This window comes from Schaalia suimastitidis DSM 15538, from assembly GCF_000429105.1.
Lineage (GTDB): Bacteria > Actinomycetota > Actinomycetes > Actinomycetales > Actinomycetaceae > Pauljensenia > Pauljensenia suimastitidis.
Genome location: NZ_AUBF01000006.1, coordinates 86,163 through 106,096, shown reverse-complemented (window position 1 = coordinate 106,096; position 19,934 = coordinate 86,163). Strand labels below are relative to the sequence as shown.

Below are 19,934 nucleotides of genomic sequence, written 5' to 3'. Positions count from 1 at the left end.
GTGTTGGTACTGCGACGTGAGGAGTGTGTGTTACGAGGCTATGGGTACCTGTGCAGGCAATGTGCAAAAAAGGGGGGAGCGGAGCACGCCAAGGCCGGCTGCCCGAGGCGCGCATGGGGCAGGGCATCTGAAATCACTTGGCACAGTCAGATATGGCCCACGATACTGAGCCGCTGAGTGGAAGAAATCAGTATTTCGCGGGTCAATCGCTACGTGTGGTGGGCATAAGGTCTATGCCCTGTGTGAGGTTCTCTTCGTCTCTCAGGCATTCTCTGAGGACGCATACCTTTGCATTTTGGTCAGCACAGGGCGCTTGAGCAAAATGGGGGACAGGATCAGTGCCGCACCACTGCCCACGCATGCGCCGGCCAGGACATCGGTCAACCAGTGCACCCCGAGGTACATGCGTGTCACACCGATCAGGACTATCAGAGCGACGGCCCCGATCCATACCAGTGCGCGAGAAACGAGTGTCACTTTGCGGGAAAAAAGTATGAAAACAATGGCAAGGGAAACACCGATTGCAGCAGCAGCCGTGGTATGACCAGACGGGAACGAGTACGTGTGTTCTACGGTGAGTCGCAAAAACTCCGGTGGCCGCAGACGATCGTGAAGATTCTTAATGCCGCTAGTGATCAACGCTGCCACCGCAACCGAACCGGTGACATACACCCCCGCTCGCCACTGCCTCGTCACCCAACCGGTGACAACCCCAAGTGCTACGGCTAGTACCGTCGCTCTCCAAGGGTCAAATATCCATGTCACAGCCTCCATCACCACTGTAGTGCCAGGCGTGCGCATAGCGACAAACGATTGAAGAACCCATTGATCAATTGTGGGGGTGGGGGTGACCACGTAACCCGCCAGTGTCACTGCAGATATCACAAACAGCGCCACAGCGGGTAAATACACGGTGTGAATGCGAGACATAACCGCTAGCCTACTTTCTTCTCAATATCTTCTACGCACCAAAAGGGGCCAGCCGATTGGCTGACCCCTTGAGGCATCCCATCAACACAGTGCGAGTTCTCCCGAATGTCGACCCTTCCCGGCGAAGGAAACTCTTGCAACCCCCGGTTGGATTACTTCTGGCTTCCTGCCTTGTTGGTACATAAGTTACGTGGTGAACCTTAAGAAAAGCCCTGGTCTAACCTTAGAAAATCCTATGGAAAAATAGGGCGCGTCAAAGCATTGGCGTCCAGTGGCCGATTTGCAAAGATAATCCTATGTTTCGTGAAGAAATTGAAGCCCTCGCTGATCCCGATAATGCGGCATTTATTGCCAAATTAATGCCGACAGTCGATCCAGAAACGGTTCTCGGCATACGCACGCCAATTTTGCGTTCTTTAGCCAAAGAGATATGGCGACATCGCCGCGACGACGCTTTCACATTTTTTGCCGAGGTGCCGCACCACTATTTCGATGAGAATCAACTCCACGCTTTCCTCATCACCCAAGAAAAAGACTTCAACACCTGTCTTGCGCACGTTGAGGCATTCGTGCCATATATCGACAACTGGGCTACCTGCGACTCTTTGAACCCCAAAGCCTTGGGGCGTGATCCTCAAATGCTGGAGGCTGCAGCACGGCGGTGGATCGCTCACACGCACCTGTACACTCGCCGTTTCGGCGTCGGCATCCTAATGTCCCATTTCCTCACCGAGCACTTCCGCACCGAGTTTCTTGACTTAGTCGGCGCCATCGATACCACCGAGTACTATCTGCAAATGATGGTGGCGTGGTATTTTGCGGAAGCATGCGCGAAACAGGAGGAAGCGGCTTTGCCGTGGCTCCTTGAAGACCGCGGATTGGATATGCCTATCCGTCGCAAAGCGATCCAAAAAGCACTGGAGTCCTATCGTGTGTGTGACGAGGCGAAGGTGCAGTTGCGCTTAGTACGTGCAGGGTTGCCCCGGGCACCTTTGGCGAAGCCGAATTAACGGTTGAACCCTTGTGGGGTGTGGAGAGAATCCACTCATATTTTGGTGACCTTCACCTAGGGGTTGGCCAATGTCCCCGATAGTCCGGGTTATTGCTCCGATTATGGGGAGGCAAACTTTGAGGGGCCAGCCTAATGGCTGGCCCCTCAAAGTATCCCATCAACACAGTGCGAGTTCTCCCGATGCAGCAACCTTTCCAGTTGGGGGCTCTTGCGGCCCCCTGTTGGGTCGCTTCCGGCTCCCGCCCTTGTGGAAATAACGGTAGGTCACAAACCTGTGTAGACACCCCCAGACTCCCTTAGAGTTTCCTGGGAATTGGATATTGCACGTCGCGAGGGTGATCTAAGAGATCGCCTCCACATAAACCCAACGTCCGCCTCGTCGCGTAAAGAGGGAACGCTCGCGGATCTGACCGCTGCGGAGTTGGTGGCGGTGGGGTGTGCGTTCTTTGCTGCGCGCGCCCGCATGGGGACGTTGACTGCTGCCGCGCCCGTCCGCCTGGTGAAGTGCCCCCGCCTCGTCCCGAAACTGATAGGAAGCAACGAACTCAACAATTCCTGTCGGACAATCACCAACACCATCAACGACCTCAACAATAGTCAGGCCACACCAGCTAATCGCCGGATCAAAATACGGTGGTTGTGGCCTAGTGCGCGGATGCCAGGTGCGAAACAAGTAGTCCTCATTACCGACAGCAAATGCTGTATAGCGCGAACGCATCACCGCCTCGGCACTATCTGGAACAGATCCGTCCAGGTAAGGGCTGCAACACGACTCAAATGATGCACCAGAACAGCAAGGACAAGGTGCTGTAGCGGAGATAACCATAACTGCACAATAGCGTTACCCGCACCGCGTGGCGGGCTTTGTTGGGTGGGCGGTATTGCACGTGGCGGGCTTTGTTGGGTGAGCGGTGCCGCAGGTAGTGTGTTGTTGAGCGGGCGCTATGCCACGAAGTGGACCTTGTTGAGCGGCCGCCTTCACCACATGCTTGGATCGTCCATATGGGAACTCATTTTGCTCCGCACACCCTGGACGCGGGCGAAGTACTCGACAAAGTTGGCAGCAACCACGAAACCGGTCTTTCTGAGGCAGAGGCAGCAGCTCGTCTAGCTGCCAATGGACCGAATGTCCTCCCGCAAGAACCACCAACACCGCTGTGGCGCAAGATCCTTGCCCAATTCTCTGACCCGTTAGTTGTCCTACTCCTCATTGCCATTGCCATTTCAATAGTGGCGTGGATCCTTGAAGGAGCACATGGGGCGCCAGTCGATGCCATCGTCATCGCGTTGGTCATCCTCCTGAACGCCGCCCTAGGTATCACCCAAGAGTCACAAGCCGCCGAGGCAGTGGCGGCACTACAAAAAATGACTGAAGCCACCGCCGTTGTGATCCGCGATGGCCGTAAACAAAGCGTTGTCGCAGCCAACCTGGTCAAAGGTGACCTCCTTGTACTAGCAGAAGGCGACCAAGTGGCAGCTGACGCGCGACTCCTACGAGCTGACGCGTTGAAAGTCATCGAATCCTCGCTCACCGGTGAATCAGAACCAGTGGCAAAAACGACCGACGTCGTCGCTGAAGACTCCCAGATTGGCGATCGAACCTGCATGGTGTTTAGAGGAACAGCAGTCGCTCGAGGCTCAGGCATGGCAGTGGTGACCGCAACTGGAGCAGACACACAGATGGGGCATATTGCCACCCTGCTGGACTCCGTGGAAGAAAGTCCAACGCCGCTCCAACAAGAAACGCACCGCATTTCAAAGATGCTGGGCATTATCGTGGGCATCATTGCCATCGTCGTTGTTGCCGTCATGCTTGCCCTTGGCGGCGCCTCGACAAGCCAAGGCATTATTGACTCACTGCTGCTTGGTGTCTCCCTGGCCGTTGCAGCGGTACCCGAAGGCCTCCCTGCGATCCTGTCGCTGGTGTTGGCACTAGGTGTACGACGTATGGCAGGCAGAAATGCCGTCGTCAAAGAACTCACGAGTGTCGAAACCCTCGGTTCCGCCAGTGTCATCTGCTCAGACAAAACTGGCACCCTGACCCGGTCGGAAATGACCATACAAGAGGTCGTCACCGCCTCCGGTGCCACCATCGTCAGCGGTGTAGGCTACAAACCTGCAGGTGACCTCGGCCCGGACGAGGATCGCGATTACGTGATGGACCATCCAGAGTTGACGGGCCCCAGGAGAAGCGAAGTCGCCTTTGTGCTGTCGGGCGGCGCCTTGGCCTCGGACGCGGAACTGTTCCGTGACGAGGAAGGCGCCTGGCAGGTCCTTGGTGACCCCACTGAAGGCGCGTTCTTAGTGGCCGAGAAGAAGCTGGGAGTTGATTCCAATCGAGAAGGCCGCTTTACGCGCGTAGGGCTGATTCCTTTCACCTCGGAACGTAAACTTATGAGCGTCATTCACCGCGACACTGCTGATGATGCCGTCGTCGTACTCACCAAAGGTGCGCCGGATGTATTGATGGAACGGTGTACCAGGGTACGAATTGGTGACGCCGTGGAGGCACTGACCGACGATATGCGCTCCCATATGCTCGATGAGGTTGCGGACATGTCGTCCCGGGCACTACGCACACTAGCCGTGGCCTATCGTCCTCTTCATACACACGACAACAGTGACAACGGAATCGACGACAAGCAGGCGCAGCAGGTAGAAAGCGACCTAATATTGGTGGGCGTCGTCGGCATCATCGACCCACCTCGTCCCGAGGCGGCGCAAGCCGTTGCTCAGGCACGCAGGGCAGGCATACGTGTTCTGATGATTACAGGTGACCATCCAGCTACCGCCGGCAGGATTGCTGAAGACCTTGGCATTGTCAGTGTCGGCGCGCGTGTCCTCACCGGTAGCGAGTTATCCCAGATGACGCCCGAACAATTTGACGAGGCGGTGCGTACCGTCAACGTATATGCCCGCGTTGCGCCCGCTCATAAGATGGCCATTGTGAAGTCCCTGCAAGCAGGCGGGGAAATCGTGGCGATGACGGGCGATGGTGTCAATGATGCGCCCGCTTTGCGGCAGGCAGATATTGGTGTTGCCATGGGAATCGCGGGTACCCAGGTGACGAAAGAGGCCGGAGCGATGGTATTGGCTGACGATAACTTCGCCACCATCGTTGATGCTGTCGCGGAAGGACGCCGCATATTTGACAATATTCGCAAATTCCTCCGTTACCTCCTGTCATCAAATATGGGCGAAGTAATGACGGTCTTTGGTGGTGTCCTCCTTGCAGGTGTCATTGGTTTAACAGACGCCAATGGCGCCGTGGTTGTACCCCTGGTGGCCACACAGATCCTGTGGATTAACCTTGTCACCGACTCAGGTCCAGCCTTGGCAATGGGTGTTGATCCGGCTTCAGGTGACCTTATGGGGCGCGGTCCGAGGCGTACTGGTGACCGCGTGATCGACGGCGCAATGTGGACAGGGGTAATCAGCATCAGTGCAGTGATGGCACTGGTGACATTGTTGACGATCGATCTTTTCTCTCCGGGCGGTTTGTTGACCAGCACGCTGGCACCATGGATTGGTGTGGATTCCCTTGACGTTGCACGCACAGCAGGCTTCACCACTTTGGTCTTTACCCAGCTATTCAACACAGTGAATTCACGGTCAGAAGACATCAGCGCCTTCGAGCACCTCTTTACTAACAAATGGCTGTGGGCATCGTTGGCTTTGGGCGTGACCCTTCAAATTGCCGTTGTTGAATTGCCGCTGTTGCAAACAGCCTTTTCGACAACATCCCTACAGTTGCACCACTGGTTGATATGTGTGGCCTTTGCTTCGTGTGTTCTGTGGTTTGACGAGCTACGTAAAGTGGTGAGGCGTGCCCGTGTAGCTCACGTCGCAGGCGTCGCATAGCCCTTGCTTGAGGTGGCGTAGGGGTGTCAGTTTGAGGCAACATCGGCGTGTGCGTAATGCCAATTAGGGGTGTTTCAACCAGCCTTTGCGTGAGGCGGCGAAGTGGGCCCTTTTGCGTGACGGCGTCAATAGCCGCTTCATACAGCATTTGTGTGAGGCAGCGCGTGTTGGCTACCTCAACACTGCGTGAGGTCCTTGTGTGACCGGCACGTTTCGCACACCACATGGTGTGCGAATGATGAAAAAACATGACAGGCTGGAATCGACTATTCCACGATAGAAGGAGCCATGATGGGCTTTATTTCGTTTCTTGCACTTGGACTTTTCGCAGGAGCCATTGCCAAGGGCCTGATGCCTGGTGAACAAGGTGGTGGCTGGTTCGCCACCTTGGCCCTTGGTGTTATTGGGGCAAATATTGGCGGTTGGCTCGGCTCGGTACTGTTTAACGTTAATCTGACGAGTTTCTGGTCGATACAAACGTGGGTTTTGGCCATTGCTGGTTCAATTGTTGCCCTCGCAATTTGGGGACTCCTGACTGGGAAGAAAAAATAAGGCCCGTGGTACTAGAACCGACCTGAGTTTGGGGCTTCGACGGTAGGATGAACGATGCTACCGAGTGACTCTACCGACCGCTTAGGTCACAGGACTAGTGACCAGATTATCGCCTCGTAAGTCGTGACCTTGGCATTCCTTGAAGCCGCCACATACGCCTTGTGTGCGGCGGCTCAGGTTATTGCTGAAGCGGACGATCACGTCGATGGCGAAGGGCTGCTCGTGCTCAACCTGATTTTTGTTCGCGTGCTCAACCTGATTCTTGCGACTGTTCGCGTAGCGTTTGTCTCAGCAGTCGTTTGTGTGTAGATCTGCTTCTTCGTGGACATTGCCATGTTTGGAACCGCTGATGGGCAGGTCTTCTTGTTTCTAGACCTTATGGCGGGCAAGCCCTCTTGTTTCTGAACCACTAGTGGGCATGCTCGCTGACGTTTAGACCCGCATTAGGACGGAGCTGACGTTTATTTGGTGTTGTTGTTTGCGCCGGGACCTTGTTCGTCCCTGGGGAGCATCAATGTTGCTTTTGGCCCATAGGGGAAGGCTGTTTTTGCCTGCAGTTGAGTGTAGGCATCACAAACCGGCTGGAAACGATTGAGATCGTTGCTACCTCGTCGACCACACCGCTTGTGTGCTGTGTCGACGCACATATTGGCGGCACTTGTTGCCCTTCCTTCAACTGGTCGACACATGGAACGGTCGCATCATTTCCGTTTGGTGTGTTGGTCGTGTTTGGAACGAGGCAATAGACCATTACTAGCCGGGGTCGACACACCGAACGGAAGGACAGATGCCGTTTGGTGTGTCGATGCGTATCGAGGACGGGCAAGGCACTCTTTTCTAGCCGTGTAAACACACCAAACGGTAGGTCTGCGTCCATTAGGTGTGTCGAAGGGGCGACGAGTGAGAAGTCGTGCCGACGATCGTAGAGGTTGGCACACCGAACGGTAGGAGGGCGTCCGTTTGGTGTGTTGATCGTATTTGGAACGAGGCGGCAGAGCATTCCTGGCGAAGGACGACACACCGAACGGAACAGTGTGTGCCGTTTGGTGTGTTGAACCGTTTGGTGTGTTGATCAGGACGGGTGGGTGGGGGTGCGACAGTTACGGTTGAAACTCGTAATCAGGTGTTCGTCGTTTCAGGGCGATGAGCGACTACCTCAACACCGACCTGTTTCAAAGCAGCAACGAGCACGCCGTCGCCTTCACGTAAGCGTCGCTCATGAGAACCGTCGTAAATCTGGCCAACACCGCATGAGGGACTTTTCGGCTGCAACACCGCCACGGTAACGCCTCGCTCGCGGGCAAGGTCAACCACCCGACTTGCTCCCTCAACAAAAGCTTCGCTGACATCTTCACCACTGGCTGTTATCACATGCGCCCGTCCGGCAAGCACATCGTGTCCGTCACCACCAGAGATTTCTGCAGGTGGCCGAGGCGTAGCTAAGCCTCCCAGAATCTCAGCGCACACCGGGATGGCCAAGCCCGCCTCGACAAGCGCCACAATGTGACCATCACGCTTTGCCGCACCGTCGTAACGGCAGGCGATGCCCGCAAGACAAGCACTGACGAGAATCGGTTGAGCGTCACGAGGCGGTGCCGCGTCGTGACTCACTGTGCCACCTCGGCGTTCATCACAGGTTTCCTTCGCGAACATTGGTACAAAAAGCTGGGCCTTCAAAGCCCGCCGACCCAAGTACCTGAAGGACCTGATCCATTAATTCCATTGGGGATTGCAGTCCTACTCTGAACTCCGGATGCCGTATTTCAAGAGCTGCAACGCCACTAGGATCGGCAACCGGGGACACTGTGAAATGTGCCGATAGTGCTGTAAGTGCCTCCTCCAAATCGTTGGCGGCCCCAAATATCCACGTTGTCGCAGCAGGACCATCCTCGTCGTCGCCCACATATAGGCGCGTCAACACGATGCGTCTGCCTGACCGTGGCCACGCCTGTCCTTCGCGCCGAAACACGTGAACATACGCATCGCCAATATCTTCGTCGAGCAAACTGTAGGCGTAGGCTCCGATCCCGCGCAGTGTCAACGAATCAGCGATGAGGCCAAGAACGTCGTCATCAAAGGCGCTTTCCTGGAAATACATGAGTTCCCCACGCTCAGGCATGTCGGGGCCGAAAGGGCGGGCATCTATCCCGGCTTCAGTGAGCGCATCCGCCACCGTCTGGTAGGAGTATTCGGGGAACGGGTGGAGTAGTGCGGCGTTTTGACTCACTCGTTCAACGAAGACATATGTTTGAAAACCAAGTGTCGTCTGCATGTTCTCTCCTTGGGGAGGTTGAGGAAACCATGTTCATGGGTGTTCCTCGTGGCTGGCTCCGCGCTACGACAGCGCGAGGCCTTGGCGGTGAAGGACCTCAAGGACTGGAGAGTTTTCGGCAGGTAAGTCACCCGCTCGTGCCCGAACCTGCGCGGTGAAAGAATCAACGCGTTGATTGGCATTGCGTAAGTCGTAGTATTCGGTAACTTGCTCGTCGTACGAGGCAAGGGCCTCAGTGTAGGAATCAACCTGCGGATACGTGTCGACCCCGACTGTCACAGCGAGAGGTAAACGAGGCTTGAATTGTGGCTCCTGATTGGGGTAGCCCACCACCAGGCCAAGCACAGGGTAGGTCAACGACGGCAATTTCAGTGCGTCGACAACACGCTGAGGATCATTTCCAATTGAGCCCAGATACACCGTACCCAAACCTAATGATTCTGCCGCGACGACGACATTCTGCGCGGCAAGGAGCACGTCTTCGGCTGCGGAAAGGAACATGTTGATTCGCCCGAAAGATTGCGAGGCAATACCCACTTCGGCACGGATCTGTGCATTGCGATGAAGATCAGCCACGAAAACAATTAATTCACCACGGTCGCCACCAACATAGGGTTGTCCTGATACCTCGCAGAGCGTCTGGCGTATGTCCGGGTCTTTTACGTGGATTATTGTGAGTTGTTGCAAGTAGGCGCACGTTGCCGTATGACGTGCCACCTCGAAAAGCGTCTGCATCACGTCGTCGCTCACCTTTTGATCGGTGAAAGACCGAATGGTGCGGTGCCGGAGCTGAAGATCGATCGTAGGCGTCGAAACGGGCGTGGTCTCGGGAATAGTGAGTGATTGAGGCGTCATGACAATCCTTTCCACATGTTGCTTCAATGGTAGGGGTTGAGTGTCTGCACTGCCTTTGGAGCGCATAATGGACACTGAGTACCCATACTGCTTTTATTGAGCTCCCGCACTGCTTTTGTCCTGCAGATCAACGACGCTTTCCCTGAGGGTTGTCGGGGCAACATAAGGGTTCAATCAGGGCAAACCGCAATAGTTTGCAGGTCAACGGTGGATGCAGCATGGAGATATGAACACAGTACCTGCGAATCAACAACAAGGAATTGTCGCCACTGGGCTGACAAAAATCTATCAGCGAGGCGGACAGCCAGTTCACGCCCTCGACAATGTCAACCTTCATCTGCCACAAGGCACACAGGTGGCGATCATGGGTCCTTCAGGATCAGGAAAAACCACGCTACTTCATTGTCTTGCTGGCATACTGACTCCCACTTCGGGAAATGTCATTGTCAATGGACAACAGCTCACCGGCCTTTCAGATGCAGCCATATCCAAACTTCGGCTTCAACATTTCGGTTTCGTATTCCAAGATGGACAACTTTTGGCAGAACTGCCCGCCGAGGAAAACGTGGCATTACCGCTGATGCTGCTCGGAGCCTCGCGAAACGAGGCGGTTGCTCGCGCACGCGATTTGCTGGCCAAAGTCGGATTGGCAGGCCTTGGCCCTCACCGTCCTGGTCAACTTTCTGGTGGACAAGCCCAACGTGTTGCCATCGCTCGTGCGCTTATTACCGGACCTGCTGTCGTATTTGCTGATGAGCCAACTGGGTCGCTTGATCGGACAACAGGCGCGGAAATCATGCAAGTGCTCACGCAGGCATGTGCCGCAACTGGCGCGAGCCTCGTACTGGTCACCCACGATAGTGAAGTTGCCGAACGGCTACCCCACACCATCCACGTGCGTGACGGGCACATCCAAGTGGCGGCCAATGGGGCTGGAAATGCACCGACGCAGACCAAAGAGGTTAAGACGGCAACATTTGAGGCTGCAGATGGTGGCACTCCAGTCCCTGACACCTCCCAGTCAGTAGAGGCCGTGGCCCTCGCCCGACCGCACAACTAAGGAGCCACACAATGAACAGCATCATTGTCGCCACCCGGGCAATCGTGGCCAGTCGAGACAAAGCCACATCAGTCTTAACCATCCTCGCATTTGCACTACCTCATGCGGTACTCCTCGCCGTCCTAGGTGGCCTTTTCGCCTTCATCGACAGGGCAGCCTCGCCAATAAACATGGCGATGGGAGAAGAAGCCTATGTGCCACTGGCAGCATTCGCGACGGTACTCCTTGTCGTACCGGCCGCGTCAATGGGTGCTGCTGCGGCACGCCTCGGCTTGAGTAGACGCGCACAAGACCTCGCTGTACTGCGACTCGTTGGTGTCAGCGGTGTGACAGCACGTGCCGCATGTGTGGTGGACACCTGCCTTCATGCGGTGGTGGGTGTGATTGCCGGTTCAGTGATATATGCCGCGACGCTACCCATCTGGTCACTCATTACATTCCAAGAAATGCCCCTGTCCGCATCAGAAATGTGGACTGGCCCGCTTGTACTGCTTGGTGCCGCAGGTGCAATGATTCTTCTGTCCGCGGCAAGTTCGTGGATGGGGATGCGTAAAGTTGCCATCACGCCGCTGGGTGTCGCACGCCGCAGTGAGGCGCAACATATCAAGCCTTGGGGTGTGCTTATCGCGCTGATTCTAGGCGTTGTGTGGCTCGCTGCTGGAGCGCAGCTCCTTGGTCTTGGGCGAACGATTGGTACCGGGATACTTCTTGGTTTCACCGCGTTGATGATTGCGCTGGTGAATGCGGTTGGCACGTGGTCACTGTCAGTGATTGGACGCATCATGGCACGCTTTGCGCGAAGCCCGCAGATGCTGCTTGCAGGTCGGCGCCTCGCCGATGACCCCAAAAGCGTGTGGCGGTCCTACGGTTCAATCCCCGTTGTTGGCTTCATTGCGGGCATTTTGTATCCCGTGATGACCGTGCTGGCAGTTCAAACAAGCCAACTTCAAGCTGGGGACGAGATTCCGAAAGAAGTCCTCATCTTTTCGCGCGATATTGGTACAGGAATCGCTCTGACCTTGGCGATCACCTTCGTCCTTGCGGCAATTGCCACCGCCGTTAATCAATCGATCCGAGCTGTCGATTCCGCCTCTCAATGCAAAGCTCTATTACGCGCAGGGGCGAAACCAACATTCCTTGCTCGCTCACGTCGCATTGAAGTGGGAATTCCCGCTCTGTTGCTTATTGGCGGCTCGATGGGGGCAGGTATTGCTTTTATGATTCCAGCAATTACCTCTCCGGGTATGCTTTCTGCCCTAGCATCCACCGTTGGGCTGGCTATCGCAGGCACGCTTCTGGTCCTAGTGGCGTCAGAAGTGGCGGCACCTGTTGGAAAGCAGGCCATACGTCGGCTCGGATCGTAGGTAGCAGATGCACACTGGCGGTGCGTCGTGTGGTGTCATACAAGTAGGTTGTCAGCGGTACGTATGGTTACTATAGAAGTGTGCGAAAGATTGTTACCACATCGATAGTGCTTCTGTTGGCAGCTGGGTCGTTGGCTGCATGTCAGTCAGCAACAACCATGGGCGAATCGACATCCGAAAGTGCCGCGACCTCGGGAACTGCAGACTCTGGCTCTTCCGCCTCGGACGCCTCCGCCTCGACAAGCGGCCAGAACACCGGCACACGAGAACTTGCTGCGATTGTAAAGAAACCGGAGCTTCTTGCCGACTCTGAAGTCAAAGTGCCGATGCTTCGTGGACTTGAACTTTCGGTCGACAGCGACGCAGACAAATGGCAAGCGTCGGTGTCGGATCCATCAATCGCAGAATTCGCGGCTGGTAGTGCCGACATGAGGCCGCGGTTTACACCGGTTACTGAAGGTTCTACCGAGGCGACGCTCACGTCGCCAAGTGGTGAAACTGTGATTTTCACATTGACGGTGACGCCAGGCTCCAACTAATTTCGACGACGGTATCGGGCTGAAAGGTGCGGGTCTGTGGAGCTTGTGTGGCTAAAGACGTGGGGATGTGCTGCCTGAGACCATTCCCAGGCAGACCGTTTGCGGATCACTGATAGGTCGGTTCGTCTACTTGTTGGTGCGTCTTGGTCCCTCAATGAGACTGTGGGCTACCTCGGGCTTCCTTGGCTTCATGGCGTCAACGATCGACACACCGAATGGAAGACCCAATTCCGTTTGGTGTGTTGATCTGTTGGGAATCCGATGATTTGGATGCCTATTTGTGCGGTCGACACACCGAATGGAAGATCCAATTCCGTTTGGTGTGTTGATCAAGAGGAGTGTCGTCTTCGGGGACCGTTTGGTGTGTCGACGGGAAGGTGGGCGCTGTCGGCAAGTGGTCGCACAAGGGCAAGCTTTCATGCAGTCGCGCGTTAGCGCACCGGCAAGCCTCCATACAGCCGCGCGTTAGCACGCAGGCAAGCCAGATAGACTCTGCACTTAATGGAGGACGCGCCTTAGGAAGTCCTGCGTCGCAACCTCACGAGGATTGTCTATGACTTGCTCAGGTGGTCCCTGCTCGACGATACGTCCTCGCTCCAAGAAAACCACGCGGTCAGCAGCACTGCGGGCGAAGCCGATCTCGTGGGTGGCCATCAAAATTGTTGACCCTTGTGCTTTGACCTCTCGCACCAAATCGAGGACTTCCCCAACAAGGATTGGATCAAGCGCAGAGGTAATCTCGTCAAGAAGTAACAGTTCTGGATTGGTGGCCAAAGCTCGGACGATCGCAACGCGTTGCTGTTGTCCACCTGAAAGGCGGTCCGGATACTCCTTGGCTTTCGCTTCCAATCCGATGCGCGCCAGCAGTTCCATGCCGCGTGTCTCAGCATCAGCACGGCTTTCACCGTGAACCATACGAGATGCCAGAGTCACGTTGTCGAGTACCTTCAGATGCGGAAAAAGGTTGTAGTGCTGGAAAACGACACCAATACGTGCCCGCACCCGATCGACATTGACACCAGGGTCAGTAATATCTTCGCCTGACAGGAAAATCTGACCGTCGTCAACACGTTCCAGTAGGTTTGCCGTGCGTAGCAGTGTGGACTTTCCTGACCCCGACGCGCCAAGTAAGACGACAACTTCATGAGGGGCAATTTGCAAATCGAGCCCCCGCAAAACGACATTTGACCCGAAAGCTTTGACGACGCCTCGGCAATCAAGCACAGGCGTAGCGGAATTAGTGCTCATCAGAAGGCACCTCCCTGTTGTTCGCGGGCCTGAAGTCTGGCGGTATACCAGTCTGAGAGGCGAATGAACGGCAAGCTCAACAAGATAAAAAGAAGGCCTGCGACAACGTAGGCAGTGAAATTGTAGGTGCTTGCCTGGTGGGTTTGTGCCGCTCGGATCGCGTCGACAGCGCCGAGCGTCGAAATGAGCCCCACATCTTTTTGCATCGAAATGAAGTCATTCATCAAGGCTGGCGTCACTTTACGGATCGCCTGAGGAACCACAATATGCCGCAAAGTCTGACTGTGGCTGAGACCTAAGGAGCGGGCGGCTGCACGCTGCGAGGGGTGTACCGCCTCAAGACCGGCACGCAAAACCTCAGCGACATACGAGGTGTAGGTCAGTACCAACGCAGTGCCACCAAGTAGCGCTACTGGAATGCGTGTAGTGGGATTGAGTGCTGGAATGCCGAAGCCTACGAGGTAGAGCACCACGATAAATGGCAGCCCCCGGAATAAATCCGTGTAGGCGGCCGCCAAGAAGCGTAAAGGAAAGAAAACTGGTCCACGAAGCGAGCGAGCAGCTGCCAGCAGGGTCGCGAAAAGGGCAACAAAAACGGTGGATACCACCAGAATGCGCACGTTGAGCCACATGCCTTCGAGGACCTTGGGCAGAGCTTCCATGAAGTACTCGCCCGAGAAAAATGCCTGCTGGGTTGCGGCCCAACCGGGGGAGGTGGCCAAGAGGAGCGCGATGAGTACGATGACCAGAATTGACGAGGCGGTGGCGACGCTTAGCGATCGGCGGGCGCGGTTTTTGCGCCATTGGCGTCGCGCGAGTTCGACATCGCTCACTTCGTGGCGGAAGTCACCTATCATTTCAACCACGTCAGAGCGTTGTGTATGGGACGTGCTGGTCATGAAAGCTCCCAAAATAGCCATTCATTGGTGTCGGTTTGTTGAGTGGTGGGTGGGTTTTAGCGTTTAGAGGCAGTTGCTGGGCACAGACAGTTACTGGGCAGTGAGCAAATTTGCTGCCCTATGCCGGGGTGAATCGTTCGGATTGCGGGCGCAGCGCCTGTGTCCATGCGCTGCGCCCGTATCCAGTGTTGGGGATAGCTAGCCTGCGCCCATATGTGGTGTCCTGAGCAGTAACCTTTGCGTTGTCCTCGGAGCTGCATGCAACCATTCTTTGCCTGCGGACGAGGCGCTTGTGGCTTAAATCAGAGCAGGTCCGGCACTACTTCAGGACCGGGACCGGCACTACTTCAGGACCAAGCCCGGCACTACTTCAGGACCGGGACCGGCACTACTTCAGGACCGGGACCGACACTGCGTCGGATAGCCACGTCTTTTCAAGCGCAGCCAGGGTGCCATTTTCACGGAGTACATCGACTGCAGCGCTCACTTGCTCGGTGAGTGCGGACCCCTTTGGTAGGACGAGACCGTAGTTGTCGCCACCAGAGTGATCTTCGAATTGACCGATAATGGTGCCGCCTTCAACTCCAACAGCAGACAGGTAAAGTGCGGTCGGCAGGTCAACGACGACGGCATCAACCTGGCCGCCTTTCAAGGCCTGAACGACGTCAACAGAGTTGTTGAAAATCAGCACATCTTTGCTGAGTTCCACTGCAGCTTCCAAGGTTTCCTGGCTTGTGGTACCCACTTGAACGCCGAATTGAAGATCCTTGAGGTCAGCCAGCGAGGTCGCGGATGCCGCTGCTGAGCCTTCAACCGTCAACACAGCTTGCGATGTGGTGTAGTAGGGAGTGGAGAAGTCAACAGCTTGTTTGCGTTCATCGGTGATGGAGAACTGCTGCAGGTTGAAATCCCAGTCTTTTGCTCCAGGAGCAATGGCGGAGTCGAAGGTGGAGCGGACCCACACCACATCTTCCTTAGCAAAGCCCAGCTGCTCTGCGACGGCATAGGCTACCGCAGCTTCAAAGCCCTGACCTGAGGCCGGATCATCGTTTTCGACCCACGGAGAAAATGCGGGCTGGCCGGTGGCGATCGTGAGCTTACCTTCGGTGAGGGTAGCGAGGCTAGATTCTGACGTGGTGCCGGTTTCGGCGGCGTCGCTGCTTTCTGAGGTGGTGGTTGTACCAGAGCAGGCGGACAAGACAAGGGCACATGCTGCGCCAAGAGCAACAAGTGTGCGATTAAGGCATGCCATTGGGAACCCCTGATTGTGACGGGGTTGAAGCGGACCGTATGGACCGTTCGCTGTTGACGAGCCTACTGGGGTCACAAAGGGGTGGCCAGGCTCCATGTATTCCAATGAGACGATGCAACATCGTCACAATAGTGATGCGTGTCGGCTGCGTTGTACCGCACACAAAAGGCCGTGATCGGGGAAGATGCGCAGAATTGCAGATATTGTCAACTGTTGTTGGCCAGTTGCCAGTCGTCGAAAGAGAACTCAGGGGCCACAACACATGTGGCAAATGCCATGTCCTGGCGAGCAAAAGTCCGTTGCCACGTTCCGGCTGGAACAAGGAGCTGCATCTGTCCTGTCGTCGGCTCGCCAGACAGGACGGTAGGAGAAGGGTCGAGGATGGGCGCCTCGCCTCGGCCACCTAAGTGGATCTCCAGCGTGCCTGGACCGTGCCAGAGCCACAGTTCATCCGCATGCACCAGGTGCCATGCGGCCTCCTGGTCTTGATCAAGCAGGAAAATAATTGCCGAGGCGCAGGCACGTTTGCCTCGCGAGGTGACGATGTGGTCAGGTGCCGTCCAGGTGCGCTTGTACCACCCACCCTCAGGATGAGGAGCCATCCCACGTATAGTCGCGATCACCGACGCTTGCTGAGCGCCGCGATGCCGGGAAACGGACAGACCTTCCATTTCGTCATGGTGATGCGACGAATACATCATTGCTGCTCCTGTAATACTCCTGGCGCACCCCAACGCAAACGGCCTTCAATGACGGTGGCAATCTGCTGGCCAGCACCATGGCGAACAAGATTTTCAATCGTGCCAACAATATCGGTCACTGGTACATCAACGACCGTCATATCAGCCAACGCACCCGCCTGGAGCTGACCAACACGATGCTCGCCAGTAGCTAAACCAAGGGCCGTGGCCCCACCTAAGGTAGCTGCCTGTAAAAGCTGGCGCGCCAACTCTGGTTTCGTATAGCCCTGTCGACGAGCAATGTCATAGAGTGCCGCCACATCTTCCAGCAGATCTAAACTTGGAGACGACGATAATGAATCGGTACCGACAGCCACCAGGTTACCCTCGTCAAGATAGGCAGCAACGGGTGGCTCATCTAAACCAATGACGCGATTCGAGCGGGGACATAATGCGACGGCCGTGCCTCGGGCACGTAGACGACGACGGTCATCAGCTGTCATATAAACACCGTGGGCAATATGGCAGTCGGGCCCCAAGACCCCCAGCTGATCAACGAATTCTGTTGCCGAAAACCCAACCCCGCCTCGCGCATCGCCGTGAAGGATGCCGCTTTGCCGCTGTGCCACAGTTCAGCCAAAGGCGTACCACCTTCGACGTCATCCCACCGGGCCTCGGTGTGCGCCTCGCCAAGATGAATATGCAGACGCATACCGCGCCTACGTGCCAAATCAGGCACTTCCAGGAGGGGTGCAACCTCAAGAGAGTACGGGGCATGGGGCGAGATTCCCACAGCCGGAGGCGAAGGCACTTGCGCGAGAAACGACTCAACCACCTCCAGGCCGCTGTGAGCCCACTCTTCGTTGGAATACCCCATCACCTCCCAATAGGTCACGCCATGCAGACCAGCATCATGAAGCGCGCTTGCGGCTTCAATATCTGACACGACGTCGGCAGCGCAGGTTGTGCCATAGCGCAAAAGTTCACGTGCACCTTGGGCTGCACCCGCCTGCCAGTCGAGACCGTCGGCGTCATACACCTCGTCGAAGGCAGCCATCCAGGAGGGGAAACCGTCGTACTGGCGTTGTCCAACCTCCTGCATATTTGAATACTGCAGGTGGGTGTGGGCATTGACGAGGCCGGGCATTAGTACGCCAGGTAGCTTCGTTTCGCGGAAAGCAAGGCGACGACTGTGAAGGGTAGCAATCACCCAATCACGCGAACCAACGTGTTCAATGCGATCACCTCGCACGGCAACAGCTCCACCAAGGACAGAAGGCGCCGTAATTGGGATCACCATGTCAGCTGACCACACGTGAAGGATATCGGTGCGCGCTGAAGTATTGTGGAAGGTACTCATAGGGTACGACCAATCATGTGGTTGAGGGCCAATGCGGCAACGGCACGGTCTGACTCGTCGGGCACAGGAATTACTCCAGGTTCCAGTTCCGTCGAAAGTAAATATTCAATGGCGGCGCTTTGTACACCAAAAGACAAATCCATGATTTCGATAGGGTTACCTTCGCCAGCAGTGCAGTTGATACACCCGCCCTTGTCCAGGATTGTCAAACGTTTCCCGTTGGGTAACGTCAACGTGTCAACGGCACGCATCGACGAGGGTCCCATATGCGCCCCTGCTACTACCGTCTGGTCAATGGCAATTTCTTGCGCCACACCACCGATTACAGCGCATACTGCTTCATTTGGGGCTGCCTGAAGGATCAACTCGTCAATCGTGTGGCGCACCCCTGTTGCTGAAATAATCCACGTGCAGCGCGACGCGAGGGTGGGGGCCTCGTCAACCTCAAAGCCGTCGAGGCGAGCTTGAAGGGCACGCACCGGATCAGTATCAGCGACACACACAGCGGCGCCCATGGCACGACTTAGTCGAGCAAAACCCTTACCCACGTCACCATATCCAATGACGAGGACACGTTGACGTGCCATATCAACCCCCGCCTCGTGAGGATCAATGAGATCGAGGATGGTAAACAAGCACGACTGTCCAGTGCCATAAGCATTATCAAAAAGCGTTTTCGATCGCGCATCATTGCTGGCAATCACTGGAATACGGAGAGTGCGGGCCGAGTCCATGTCACGCAAGGGGCGCAGCCCGGAGGTCGTTTCTTCTGCGGCGCCGACCATGTTGTCCAAGGCACCAGGTGCGAGGGTCGAGTCATGAGCTAAGCGAATCAGGTGAGAACCATCGTCGAGAAGCACATCGAGCTGTTGGGCGAGGAAGGCGGTGGCATACTCGGTTTCTTCCTGGCGTGTGGCAGTTGATGCACCAAATACTGGGATACCCACCCCTTTGAGGTAGGCGGCGTCTTCCCGGATCTCTTGAGCATGGCCAAAAACACTGACTGTGGCGCCTGCTTCGGCGAGGAACATGGCGAGGACGGCGGTTTTCGGCTCCAACACGAGGGACAATCCGATGCTGCGACCCTGAAGTACACCTGAAGCTTTCAGGCGCTTGGCTGCCTCGGACGTGACGGGCATGTGACGGCGTGCCCAAGTGAGATATTCAATGGCGCTATTTGGAGTACGACTGTGAGGGTCGTGAAGTTCATGTCCGTCGGGGCTGAAAATACGAATGACCTTGCGGGGGTCACCGGGGAGTAAAGCACTTGCGGTGTTGGCGGTGGATGGGTTGTGGGGGTCGCTCGCGGTGTTGGCGGTAATTGAACTACTTGCTGTATCAAAAGGTGGCTGGTCTGGATGAGCAATGGAAGAGATGGAGTTCGTGTGGGTGACTGTCGTGCTCGTGACAGGCGCGGGAATCGTCGATATTGCCGAAGAGCTTGTGGGTACATGTGTCACGAATGCTCGTGGGATACGCACAAGGACAGTGTCGACAGCTTCGACTATGGTGCCAACAAAATCAAAGACTGCGCTATAACGGGCAAAACCTCCCGTCATTGTTGCAGATGAGCTACGCAACCCCCCCACATCGTCCCGATCGACACACGGATCGGTAGTGGCCACAGGCGAAACATCCTGGTCGACACACGGATCGGCTTCCTTTGCCGTTTTGTCGCCTGCGTCGACACACGGATCGGTAGACGTTGCGTACTGCATAGCACTCACCGCAGCGCGATCCCCACTGGGCAGCCAACGATCTCTATGTGACGTCAACGGGTGCAACAACTCCGGAAACGCACCCAAGCGGCACAGCAAATGATGCAGGTGAGTGGCTGTGGCCTCGTCAATTCCGCAAATGATGAGGAAACGCTGACCGCAGATCAGCAAGTTTGTAGCCGAAGCAAAACGTCGCAGAATCACCTGCGCACGCAACGCAGGCGAGGAGAGATGGGTAGGAACGTGTCGAACCGTATCAAGAATATGCGTGCCTCCGTGGCTGTGGCACGCGGAAAACACGCGCATAACTGCCAACTGTGGACAGGAAAATC

Annotated in this window: 17 protein-coding genes and 1 pseudogene; 7 read left to right on the top strand and 11 right to left on the bottom strand. The window is 56.0% G+C overall.

Going from position 1 to position 19,934, the window contains the following annotated elements:
* Nucleotides 1-261: 261 nt before the first annotated feature.
* A complete protein-coding gene (locus tag G438_RS0100540) occupies nt 262-930 on the bottom strand; it encodes a phosphatase PAP2 family protein (protein ID WP_051259154.1) in 669 nt (222 codons plus the stop codon).
* Nucleotides 931-1,226: 296 nt separating this feature from the next.
* Between G438_RS0100540 and G438_RS0100535 the strand changes: the two genes are divergently transcribed.
* Nucleotides 1,227-1,940 carry a DNA alkylation repair protein gene (locus G438_RS0100535; RefSeq protein WP_026459703.1) on the top strand — a complete coding sequence of 238 codons (714 nt, stop codon included), beginning with the start codon at nt 1,227-1,229 and terminating at the stop codon, nt 1,938-1,940.
* A gap of 342 nt (nt 1,941-2,282) precedes the next feature.
* Here the strand turns inward: G438_RS0100535 and G438_RS0100530 are convergent, their stop codons facing one another.
* Complete coding sequence (locus tag G438_RS0100530) at nt 2,283-2,768, bottom strand: YchJ family protein (protein ID WP_026459702.1); 486 nt, start codon at nt 2,766-2,768, stop codon at nt 2,283-2,285.
* Nucleotides 2,769-2,944: 176 nt separating this feature from the next.
* Between G438_RS0100530 and G438_RS0100525 the strand changes: the two genes are divergently transcribed.
* The 3 genes from G438_RS0100525 to G438_RS0100515 all read left to right on the top strand — a co-directional run bounded on the left by G438_RS0100525 (nt 2,945) and on the right by G438_RS0100515 (nt 6,664).
* A complete protein-coding gene (locus G438_RS0100525) occupies nt 2,945-5,803 on the top strand; it encodes a cation-translocating P-type ATPase (RefSeq protein WP_026459701.1) in 2,859 nt (952 codons plus the stop codon).
* A 291-nt stretch (nt 5,804-6,094) separates the two neighbouring features.
* The gene (locus tag G438_RS0100520) at nt 6,095-6,355 is read left to right on the top strand and encodes a GlsB/YeaQ/YmgE family stress response membrane protein (protein ID WP_026459700.1); all 261 of its coding nucleotides are present in this window, start codon (nt 6,095-6,097) and stop codon (nt 6,353-6,355) included.
* 129 nt (nt 6,356-6,484) lie between these two features.
* On the top strand, nt 6,485-6,664 hold the full coding sequence (locus G438_RS0100515) for a hypothetical protein (protein ID WP_131245693.1): 180 nt from the start codon (nt 6,485-6,487) through the stop codon (nt 6,662-6,664).
* Between the two features lie 810 nt (nt 6,665-7,474).
* On the opposite strand, the gene G438_RS0100510 is transcribed toward G438_RS0100515, so the two are convergent.
* The 3 genes from G438_RS0100510 to G438_RS0100500 all read right to left on the bottom strand — a co-directional run bounded on the left by G438_RS0100510 (nt 7,475) and on the right by G438_RS0100500 (nt 9,482).
* Nucleotides 7,475-7,966, bottom strand: a complete 492-nt coding sequence (locus G438_RS0100510; RefSeq protein ID WP_051259211.1) for a 2-thiouracil desulfurase family protein — start codon at nt 7,964-7,966, stop codon at nt 7,475-7,477.
* 19 nt (nt 7,967-7,985) lie between these two features.
* On the bottom strand, nt 7,986-8,627 hold the full coding sequence (locus tag G438_RS0100505; protein WP_026459697.1) for a hypothetical protein: 642 nt from the start codon (nt 8,625-8,627) through the stop codon (nt 7,986-7,988).
* Between the two features lie 63 nt (nt 8,628-8,690).
* Nucleotides 8,691-9,482 carry an NADPH-dependent oxidoreductase gene (locus G438_RS0100500; protein WP_051259153.1) on the bottom strand — a complete coding sequence of 264 codons (792 nt, stop codon included), beginning with the start codon at nt 9,480-9,482 and terminating at the stop codon, nt 8,691-8,693.
* Nucleotides 9,483-9,693: 211 nt separating this feature from the next.
* On the opposite strand from G438_RS0100500, the gene G438_RS10105 reads away from it, so the two are divergent.
* The 3 genes from G438_RS10105 (at nt 9,694) to G438_RS0100485 (ending at nt 12,445) form a co-directional block, all read left to right on the top strand.
* Nucleotides 9,694-10,542, top strand: a complete 849-nt coding sequence (locus tag G438_RS10105; RefSeq protein WP_420804709.1) for an ABC transporter ATP-binding protein — start codon at nt 9,694-9,696, stop codon at nt 10,540-10,542.
* An 11-nt stretch (nt 10,543-10,553) separates the two neighbouring features.
* Nucleotides 10,554-11,906 carry a hypothetical protein gene (locus G438_RS0100490; protein ID WP_026459695.1) on the top strand — a complete coding sequence of 451 codons (1,353 nt, stop codon included), beginning with the start codon at nt 10,554-10,556 and terminating at the stop codon, nt 11,904-11,906.
* 80 nt (nt 11,907-11,986) lie between these two features.
* Nucleotides 11,987-12,445 carry a hypothetical protein gene (locus G438_RS0100485; protein ID WP_131245691.1) on the top strand — a complete coding sequence of 153 codons (459 nt, stop codon included), beginning with the start codon at nt 11,987-11,989 and terminating at the stop codon, nt 12,443-12,445.
* A 498-nt stretch (nt 12,446-12,943) separates the two neighbouring features.
* Here G438_RS0100485 and G438_RS0100480 read toward each other — a convergent pair whose 3' ends face one another.
* From G438_RS0100480 to G438_RS10095, 6 genes and pseudogenes are all read right to left on the bottom strand, one after another.
* Nucleotides 12,944-13,693 (bottom strand): amino acid ABC transporter ATP-binding protein, encoded by a 750-nt coding sequence (locus G438_RS0100480; protein WP_034284527.1) that lies wholly within the window; start codon nt 13,691-13,693, stop codon nt 12,944-12,946.
* Nucleotides 13,693-14,592: an amino acid ABC transporter permease gene (locus G438_RS0100475; protein WP_084402884.1), complete on the bottom strand. Its 900-nt coding sequence runs from the start codon at nt 14,590-14,592 to the stop codon at nt 13,693-13,695. The genes G438_RS0100480 and G438_RS0100475 overlap by 1 nt, the downstream gene beginning before the upstream one ends.
* 388 nt (nt 14,593-14,980) lie before the next feature.
* Complete coding sequence (locus tag G438_RS0100470) at nt 14,981-15,844, bottom strand: ABC transporter substrate-binding protein (RefSeq protein WP_026459691.1); 864 nt, start codon at nt 15,842-15,844, stop codon at nt 14,981-14,983.
* A gap of 206 nt (nt 15,845-16,050) precedes the next feature.
* On the bottom strand, nt 16,051-16,545 hold the full coding sequence (locus G438_RS0100465; protein WP_240470940.1) for a cupin domain-containing protein: 495 nt from the start codon (nt 16,543-16,545) through the stop codon (nt 16,051-16,053).
* Nucleotides 16,542-17,884 (bottom strand): annotated as a pseudogene (locus G438_RS10100) (amidohydrolase family protein). The gene G438_RS0100465 and the pseudogene G438_RS10100 overlap by 4 nt, the downstream one beginning before the upstream one ends.
* The gene (locus G438_RS10095; RefSeq protein WP_240470939.1) at nt 17,881-19,908 is read right to left on the bottom strand and encodes an adenosylhomocysteinase; all 2,028 of its coding nucleotides are present in this window, start codon (nt 19,906-19,908) and stop codon (nt 17,881-17,883) included. Before G438_RS10095 ends, G438_RS10100 begins: the two are co-directional and overlap by 4 nt.
* Nucleotides 19,909-19,934 lie beyond the last annotated feature (26 nt).